Source organism: Streptomyces rubellomurinus (assembly GCF_000961885.1).
Lineage (GTDB): Bacteria > Actinomycetota > Actinomycetes > Streptomycetales > Streptomycetaceae > Kitasatospora > Kitasatospora rubellomurina.
Window position 1 is genome coordinate 1 of the sequence record NZ_JZKH01000372.1, and the last position, 284, is coordinate 284.

The following is a 284-nucleotide window of genomic DNA, read 5'->3' on the forward strand; positions in this document are numbered from 1 at the left end:
GGTCAGGACAGCGGGGCCTTGTCGCGCAGGATGTCGAGGAAGGCGCGCAGCCAGGCCGGGTGGTCGGGCCAGGCGCGGGCCGAGACGACCAGGCCGTCGACCACGGCCTCGCCGTCGACGAACTCGGCGCCGGCGGCCTTGAGGTCGGGGGCGAGGGCCGGGTAGGCGGAGCTGCGGCGGCCGTCCAGCAGGCCGGCCGCGGCGGGGATCAGCGGGCCGTGGCAGATCTGGGCGACGGGCTTGTCGGCGGCGAAGAAGTGCTGGGCGATCCGCTGCACGTGCGG

Annotated in this window: 1 protein-coding gene; it reads right to left on the bottom strand. The window is 76.4% G+C overall.

Going from position 1 to position 284, the window contains the following annotated elements:
- Positions 1–2 precede the first annotated feature (2 nt).
- The coding region (locus VM95_RS38240; protein WP_045706372.1) for a DJ-1/PfpI family protein at positions 3–284 on the bottom strand (282 nt) is incomplete at its 5' end.